The following is a 7,926-nucleotide window of genomic DNA, read 5'->3' as shown; positions in this document are numbered from 1 at the left end:
CGGTGATAATGCAGGTTATGATTAAAGCGCTAGTCGCATCAGTCATATTCGTTTTGGCAATATATGCATTCATTAAGGTTATTGCTTCACCATTCAAGAAAAATTTAGGAATAGGAGTATTGGATTTATTAAGTTTATTCATTGCACACATGAATGAAGGATCAAACTCCCTTGAAGGACTGTTTGAAAACATGAGTGAAGCTATTGACACCATTGTAACATTCATTAGTTTTAAAACAGAAAACGGCATAAAAGCGTTATTCATTTCTCCGTCAGTACATCCCGGACCATTGGGTGATTTGGGAGGATCCAATATGCCTACACTTCTTGCAAATAAATTCGACCATTTCACAATGGTTGCTCATGGCCCTTCAACACATGACTTTAACCCTATTGCAGTATCTGAAATTGATAAAATCGAAAATTCTGTCAAAAAAGGTTTGAAAACTGTTGAATATTCCAATGAAGCAAGCAAATTTGTAAGGTATAATGCGAAAAAAGCCCACATCGGCGTTCAATTCTTCAACAAGGGTATGGTTATCTTATCAACATTTGCTCCGGAAGCGGTTGACGATATTGAATTTGGTGTTGGACTTACCATGATGATGCAAAGCAGAAGCCATTGCAATGTGACAGATTCCGTGATTGTTGATTGTCACAATTCATTTACTGCTGAAAGCGGGGAAGTTTACCCGGGAAATGCGGAAGTTTTCCATTTAATCGACGCTATCGATAAGATTAATCCTGAAGAGGATAAATATGAAATGAAAGTAGGATGTTATGAAAATAACATGGACACGCTTGAAAAACATGACGGAATCGGTGAAAGCGGCATTAAAACAATGGTTGTTGAAGTTGGAGGTCAAAGAACCGCATATGTCCTATTTGATTCAAACAATATGGAAATCGGATTCAGAAAGGAGATCATGGATGCGGTGGATGATTTGGAGATAGATGAAATCGAGGTCATGACAACTGATACTCATACCGTGAACACATTTTCAAGAGGATATAATCCAATTGGTATTGTAAAAAGACCTGAAATAATTGAATATGTAAAATTGAGTATTAATGAAGCGATCAAAGATTTGGAAAAAGTAGAAGTTGGAACTGGAACTGAAAAAATAGAAAATCTTAATACTTTCGGTCCGAATAATTCGACAGAGTTGATTTCAACAATAAGTTCTGTTGTGGCGGTCAGTAAGATTATAGCTCCAGTTTTGCTTATTACAGCATTGTTTATTGCATTTGTATGGATTTTCTTTGGGGGATTATAAGTATAATATAAATAATGTATATGCAATAACCCAAGTAAAGAAAAATGGTGAAATTCCGTCCCATAACCATTGGCTGAATCCGGAGATTTCATCTCCTGCAATTTTTTGACAGAATTGACCTACGAAGTAAAGGATGATTGCTGCAATGAAGAATGCAAACACATCATTTTTGAATCCGAACCAACCGATGGATAATCCTGCTGATAATAAAGCCGCTATAAGGCCAAAAATAATATGAATACCTGTAACTTTAATAGTAATGTCCATGTATATCCTCCGTTAAATTAAATATATTAATATAATTTTAGTGAGTTATAATATATTAAAGTATTGATGAAAAAAGGTGTAAAACAATGAAACCAATGTCTAATGTTGACATTTTTACAATAAGTAATGAATTAAATAATCTATTGAGCGGAGCCAGAGTTGATAAATCGTTCCAGCCAACCCAGGATATAGTCGTTATAAGATTTCATGTTCCCGGAACCGGTAGAATTGATCTGGTTATGCAATGCGGCTCAAGAATACATACAAGCCAATACCCGCTGGAAAATCCGACTACTCCACCAACATTTCCCATGCTCTTGAGAAAAAGAATCAAAGGGGCTCATGTGGAAAGCATCAAGCAGCATAATTTTGACCGTGTAGTTGAAATAAGAGTGAAAAAGGACAAATACTACACTGTAATCGTGGAGTTGTTTGACAAAGGAAACATCATTCTTTTAGATGATGAGAATAACATCATATTGCCTCTTAAAAGGAAACATTGGAGTACCAGAGATATTAGTTCCAAAAAAGAATATTTGTTCCCCGAAGAAAGAGGAATCAACCCGATAACTGCCGACGAAGAGGAGTTCAAATCATTATTCCAGGATAATGAAAGCGATGCCGTAAGAACCCTTGCAAGAAACGGTCTTGGAAGCTTATATGCAGAAGAAATTATTAAAAGGGCAAATGAAATAACCGAAATTGATAAGAATACTCCAAATGCTGAAATAAGTGACGAACAGTTGTCAGGATTATACGCTGGATTTAAAGATTTGTTCGACAGCCTGAAAGATGGGGAAATAAAACCCCAAATAGTGAAAAGTGACGGCAAAGAGGATGTTGTTGCATTGGATTTGGTAAAATATGAAGATTATGAAAAAACATATTTCGAATCATTCAATGAGGCCTGTGATGAGTTTTACTCCAAAAAAGTCAATACAGATATAAAAAATGTTCAGGAGTCCGCCTGGAATAAGAAAGTAAACAAGTTTGAAAAACGGTTACGTTTACAAGAAGAAACACTTGATAATTTTAACAGGACAATTGAAGATAGCCAACATAAAGGGGAGATTATTTATTCTAATTACCCTTCAATTGAAAACATCATAACTGTTGTGAATCAGGCTAGAAGCAAGGACTACTCTTTTAAGGAAATTGGAAAAATCCTGAAAAAAGCCAAAGAGGACGGGATGAGTGAAGCCCAAATATATGAGTCAATAGATAAATTAGGCGTCCTGACTTTGAACATAGATGATACTTCTTTTATTATTGATCCCAAGATCACCATACCTGAAAATGCTGAAAATTACTACGAAAAAGCTAAAAAAGCAAAAAGAAAAACAAAAGGAGCATTAATTGCTATAGAAAATACCAAAAAGCAACTTGAAGATATCAAAGCCAAAAAAGACGTTGCAATGGAACGCGTTGCAGTCCCTAGAAAGAGAGTGAAAAAAGACCTTAAATGGTATGAGAAACTAAGATGGTTTGTAAGTTCCGATGGAACTCTAGTAATCGGAGGGCGTGACGCCAACAGTAATGAGAACGTTGTAAAGAAATATCTGGAACCGAATGACATTTATCTGCATGCTGACATACATGGTGCATCATCAACTGCCATCAAACTGAATGGCGGCGAATTAAATGACAATCTCCTTAAAGAATCCGGGGAGTTCGCAGCTTCATTTTCATCTGCTTGGTCTCTTGGTTTCACATCCCAGGACGTCTTTTGGGTCCACCCAGAGCAAGTCACCAAAACACCAGAATCAGGGGAATTTTTAGCAAAAGGGTCATTTGTCATCAGAGGCCATAGAAACTATATCCGAGGCGCAAGGGTAAAAATAGCTATAGGAATAGTTGACTACGAAGGAAAAAGAATAATGGCCGGTCCTATCGAAGCTTTAGAAGCCCATTGTGAAAACTATGTTGTAATCAAACCGGGTTATACCAAAAAGGAAGCAATCGCTAAAAAAATCATAAATAGAATAAACGAAGATGACCTATTAACATTGGATGACATTATAAGGGTGCTGCCATCTGGAAAATGCGACATAGATGAAGAGTATCATCAAAGAAAAAAATATGAAAAAAATTAATCCTGATAGTTTTCAGGATTAAATTCAAAATATTCGTCAGGATTCATTACCACAACATCAATATTCGGGTTGAACTGACTTACAAAATTAGCAAAGATTGCAGGGTCTTGTTCTATTGGCGGAAATGTATTGTAATGCATCGGAATAACCACTTTTGGATTCATCCACATTGTAGCTAAAGCCGCTTCAAAAGGACCCATAGTGAATTTATCACCAATAGGCACTAAAACAACATCTGGTTTATATATTGCACCAATAATATCCTTCATATCACCGAATAAACCTGTATCTCCTGCATGGAATATCTTAGTTCCATCTTCAAATGTTATTAAAAAGCTTGCAGCCGTACCTCCCGGAACGGTTTCCTCAACAATGTCAATGTCTGAGGAGTGTTTGGCATCAAGCATGGTAAATTTAATATTTCTGTAAATAAAAGAACCTCCGATATTGACACTGATGTTTCTTATCCCTTGTTTTGCTAAAAAGAGTGAAATTTCATGAACACAGGCAATAGGTGCATTAGTACTATTGGAAATCTCCAATGCATCGCCAAAATGGTCTGAATGTCCATGAGTCAGCAAAATAATGTCCGGATTAAGTTCTTCTACAGGCACTTCACAGGCAGGATTATTGCTAATAAATGGATCAATTAAAATCTTTACCCCATCATCACTGATTATTTCAAATGCAGAGTGACCTAACCACCTGATTTCCATTATGCAACACCGCCAGATGCATTGGCAACCAGAATATTCTCATCTAAACTTGAAGCTATATCCCAAGTTTTCTCGAAATCAGCCCTGATAGTTGAAATTGATGACCTGTCGTCATAGATGGCACCATATTCCATGTCATTTTTGCCTTCAGATATAATCATTGCATGTGAATCATCAGTAATCAAGTTTATAGCATGAACTCTAGGAACTGTTTTAATATGTACTCCCTGTTTCAATAAAGAAGATATTAAAAACATGTAGGATACATCTGAAACATCGAATTCATTAATGATGACTCTGGAATAGATTGTTGGAACATGAGACAAGACTCTATCAGACAAATCATTTAATGATGGAATTTCGAGCATTATTTCTTTATGAACATTAACGGCCAAATCATCGAAAGCTTCTTTGGAAGTTAATACACCAGAATCGGAAATCACGTAACTGTTGAGTGATTTAGGAACCGGCAAACTCTCAGGATCGTTGATGTCAATTTTAATATCTCTAGCAGGCACTTCTGGCTCAATTTTAGTTGGAGTATGTAAAACTGGTTCAGGAAGTGGTGAATCTTCTGCTAAAGCATTTTGAATCTCATTGGAGTTATGAGTTGGTTCAACGATGAATTCAGGAACCTCATCAACATAATATTCGTCATCACGCCTCCTAGGAGCCCTGGTAACCTTTACCGGTTTGCCGTAATACGGAGTAAATGTAAGTTCATTGTCGAAACTAACTTCCTGTTCCTCATGAGGAACGACATTTAAAACAGCTTTTGGATTATCCTCGAATGAAGATCCGAAAAATCTGGAAGTTGAAGTGTCCGGATAATCATCAACAATAATCTCATCAAATTCGACATCGTCCTCGTAATCATTAAATTCCTTGCGAACTTTTAATGGACGAGCATTTTTTTCTTTTGATTTTCTTTCTAATCCTCTAAAAGAAGAAGAATTTGATTCTTTTGACTCTATAAATTCTTTAATCATATTAGTAGTTCTATCTGCATTCAAATCAACAAAATAGCTGACCATCATTATAATTCCTACGATTGAAATGAGTAAACCAACTATTAACAAAAGGTCTATTAGATTATAGACAATTGTTTCGTATGCAAGGAGAACACCAATTACAAATAAAATAAAACCTGAAACTAATTTTATTGTATTTCCCACGATTTCACCCTTATCAAATATTATCACTCTATTATTTAACTATTAATTTATTTATTCGAAACCATTTATAAAGTTATTGGAAAAAAACACGAAAATTTAAGGAAAAAAGAGCAAAAGTAATACCTTTTTTATATATTAGTAATATTAATATATTAAAAAATCTAAGATTTATATGGTGATAAAGATGAAAAAAATGAAAAAATTTATCAATGAAAATTCAGGTCAAGGAGCCGCAGAATATATTCTTCTGTTTGGAGGAGTTATTGTTATTGCATTGCTTGCATTAACAATATACAGATCATATATGAACACAAGTGATGTCAGCTTAAAAGCAAAAGACGATATCATGGATGTTAGAAACACCATACTGGACAATAGGACCCATGTCTAGAAAAAAACTTGATAATAAAGGACAGGGAAGTGCGGAATTAATCTTAATAATTGGCGGATTAATCGTTGTCGTACTTCTGATAGGAAGCTATATGTCAAATATAACTCAAAAGACACAAACAAATATTCACAATTTATTAAAAACAGAACGAAATTATTTGATAAATAAAATATGAAATAGAGAGTGAATCTCTCTATTTTCCAACTAATAAAGAATTTAAAATTTCATTCCAAGATTCGGAATTGATATTGTTTAAGTTCATTGCTGTTCTAGATACAACTCTGATATCCTGTGGACATGCAGTTACACAGGCTCCGCACAGGTTACAGAAGTCCAAATTAGTAACGGATTTGCCATCAATAATTTCAACAGCATTACATGGACATATATCTAGACATGCGTGACATGAATCGCCTTTACAAACTTTTTCGTCAGTTTCAACCAATTCCAATGTACCTTCAAATGGTTTGGTAATTGTAATCGCATCAACTGGACATATTTCTGAACACCATGAACAGTTAACACAGGATTCTTCGGAAATGAATGTATTCCCAGTAATCTCAGGAACAGGAATCTCATCTGCCCACATGCAAGTTGAACAAACTTGTTTGATTGCATCTTCAGGACATACTCTTTTACATATTCCGCAGAAAATACATTTAGACAAGTCCACTTCTATGGAATTATTTACCAAATCACTGGTTGATTTTGGGATATTCTTAACTGTTATAGCTCCGGCAGGACACATATCTGCACAGAAAGAACAGTATATGCAATCATCAGTATTTATTTCAATTTCCCCTCTAACCAGGTCTACAGGATTAGGGAGGAATCTTTCAAAGATAATTGAATCCCTTGGACATACTGAATAACATCTGCCGCAGTACATGCACTCTTCATCATCAACTTCTGATTTGACATCCCAAGTAGGATATGTTGCTAAATCTTTAATTGATACACCATCAATATTTAATGATAATGAATCAAATGGACAAGCTGTTGAACATAAACCACAAAGTACGCAAGAATCAGAATTGCATGAAATGAAATCCATTTCTATTAATCCGCGTGCAATTGGCACAATAGGTCCTAATCTTAAAGAATCTGTTGGACAAACATTGACACATATTCCACAGCCCACACAATTTTCATCCTTGTATGATAAAAAACGGTGTTCTTCACCTTCTCTCTCAATATTAAACATACTATCCCTCATGCTTTAGATATGGCTTGATTTGGACAATTTTGTATACAAAGGTCGCAATCATCACAGTTTTCAGGAACTATTTTTACATCCCCGTCTTCTTCTATGATGGCTCCTTGCTCACAAAGTTTAATGCATAACCCTTGAACAGGACAATCTTGGATATGTCCGCAAGCATCAGGATCAATTTTTACTGCCATATAACCACCTCGTTTACATGAAAAAATTTTTCATGCCAATCATATATTTATCGAAATGCACATATAAACATATCGATTATTTTTCCGAACTGATAAAAATCCCACTTCGATTAATCTCTCCCCTTCTAATCCTTGTAGAAGAAATGGGATTTCCATCATAAGCCAACACAAAACTAACTACAACAATATCCAGAGGGTTCATGCCCTTAGAACTTCTAATCTCATTTATTTTAATGGCAGTCGGTTCAGTCTCTTCACTGACAACAATTGCATCAAAATCCTCATCATAAATAGTAGTACCATATGGATCTTCTAATGGAACCACAACAAAATTAGATTCATCAGGAAAAAAAGACTTAAGATTGCTCATTCTTATTTTACAAGAATCAATATCTCCTTTCAGTCCTCCAAAAGCATCAGAAGTGACGCCAATTTCAACTTTATCCCCAATTTCAAAAGCAGTGGACAGCAATTTTCTATGCCCATCATGAAATTTATCAAAAGTTCCGCCAACAGCCACCTTTTTATATTTTTTAGAAGTCATAATACTGTTCCAATTAGCTTGTTGGTTAATTGTTTATTATTACTAATATAAATTAATAG

General features: G+C 35.1%; 10 protein-coding genes. 4 read left to right on the top strand and 6 right to left on the bottom strand.

What is annotated here, in order from left to right; all coding sequences use genetic code 11:
* A partial coding sequence (locus IJF99_RS09130) for a DUF2070 family protein (RefSeq protein ID WP_292794535.1) occupies positions 1–1,277 on the top strand: 1,277 nt, incomplete at its 5' end.
* Here the strand turns inward: IJF99_RS09130 and IJF99_RS09125 are convergent.
* Positions 1,272–1,544, bottom strand: coding sequence for a hypothetical protein (locus tag IJF99_RS09125; protein WP_292794533.1), 273 nt, complete (start codon positions 1,542–1,544; stop codon positions 1,272–1,274). The genes IJF99_RS09130 and IJF99_RS09125 overlap by 6 nt on opposite strands.
* Positions 1,545–1,630: 86 nt before the next feature.
* Between IJF99_RS09125 and rqcH the strand changes: the two genes are divergently transcribed.
* Entirely contained in the window at positions 1,631–3,637 is a 2,007-nt protein-coding gene (gene rqcH, locus IJF99_RS09120) for a ribosome rescue protein RqcH (protein WP_292794531.1), read from the top strand.
* On the opposite strand, the gene IJF99_RS09115 is transcribed toward rqcH, so the two are convergent.
* Positions 3,634–4,353: a metal-dependent hydrolase gene (locus tag IJF99_RS09115; protein WP_292794529.1), complete on the bottom strand. Its 720-nt coding sequence runs from the start codon at positions 4,351–4,353 to the stop codon at positions 3,634–3,636. The genes rqcH and IJF99_RS09115 overlap by 4 nt on opposite strands.
* Complete coding sequence (locus IJF99_RS09110; protein ID WP_292794528.1) at positions 4,353–5,528, bottom strand: hypothetical protein; 1,176 nt, start codon at positions 5,526–5,528, stop codon at positions 4,353–4,355. The genes IJF99_RS09115 and IJF99_RS09110 overlap by 1 nt, the downstream gene beginning before the upstream one ends.
* A gap of 184 nt (positions 5,529–5,712) precedes the next feature.
* On the opposite strand from IJF99_RS09110, the gene IJF99_RS09105 reads away from it, so the two are divergent.
* Together IJF99_RS09105 and IJF99_RS09100 are read left to right on the top strand one after the other, a co-directional pair.
* Positions 5,713–5,919, top strand: coding sequence for a class III signal peptide-containing protein (locus IJF99_RS09105; RefSeq protein WP_292794526.1), 207 nt, complete (start codon positions 5,713–5,715; stop codon positions 5,917–5,919).
* Entirely contained in the window at positions 5,912–6,094 is a 183-nt protein-coding gene (locus tag IJF99_RS09100) for a class III signal peptide-containing protein (RefSeq protein WP_292794523.1), read from the top strand. The genes IJF99_RS09105 and IJF99_RS09100 overlap by 8 nt, the downstream gene beginning before the upstream one ends.
* 18 nt (positions 6,095–6,112) lie before the next feature.
* Here the strand turns inward: IJF99_RS09100 and fwdF are convergent, their stop codons facing one another.
* The 3 genes from fwdF to IJF99_RS09085 all read right to left on the bottom strand — a co-directional run bounded on the left by fwdF (position 6,113) and on the right by IJF99_RS09085 (position 7,867).
* Positions 6,113–7,123 carry a tungsten-dependent formylmethanofuran dehydrogenase subunit FwdF gene (gene fwdF, locus IJF99_RS09095; protein WP_292794521.1) on the bottom strand — a complete coding sequence of 337 codons (1,011 nt, stop codon included), beginning with the start codon at positions 7,121–7,123 and terminating at the stop codon, positions 6,113–6,115.
* A gap of 8 nt (positions 7,124–7,131) precedes the next feature.
* A complete protein-coding gene (locus IJF99_RS09090) occupies positions 7,132–7,323 on the bottom strand; it encodes a 4Fe-4S binding protein (RefSeq protein ID WP_116591356.1) in 192 nt (63 codons plus the stop codon).
* Between the two features lie 76 nt (positions 7,324–7,399).
* Positions 7,400–7,867, bottom strand: coding sequence for a phosphopantetheine adenylyltransferase (locus IJF99_RS09085; protein ID WP_292794518.1), 468 nt, complete (start codon positions 7,865–7,867; stop codon positions 7,400–7,402).
* Positions 7,868–7,926 lie beyond the last annotated feature (59 nt).

This window comes from Methanobrevibacter sp. (assembly GCF_017406825.1).
Lineage (GTDB): Archaea > Methanobacteriota > Methanobacteria > Methanobacteriales > Methanobacteriaceae > Methanocatella.
The sequence above is the reverse complement of the archived record's forward strand: the minus strand, read 5'-3'. Positions and strand labels throughout refer to the sequence as shown.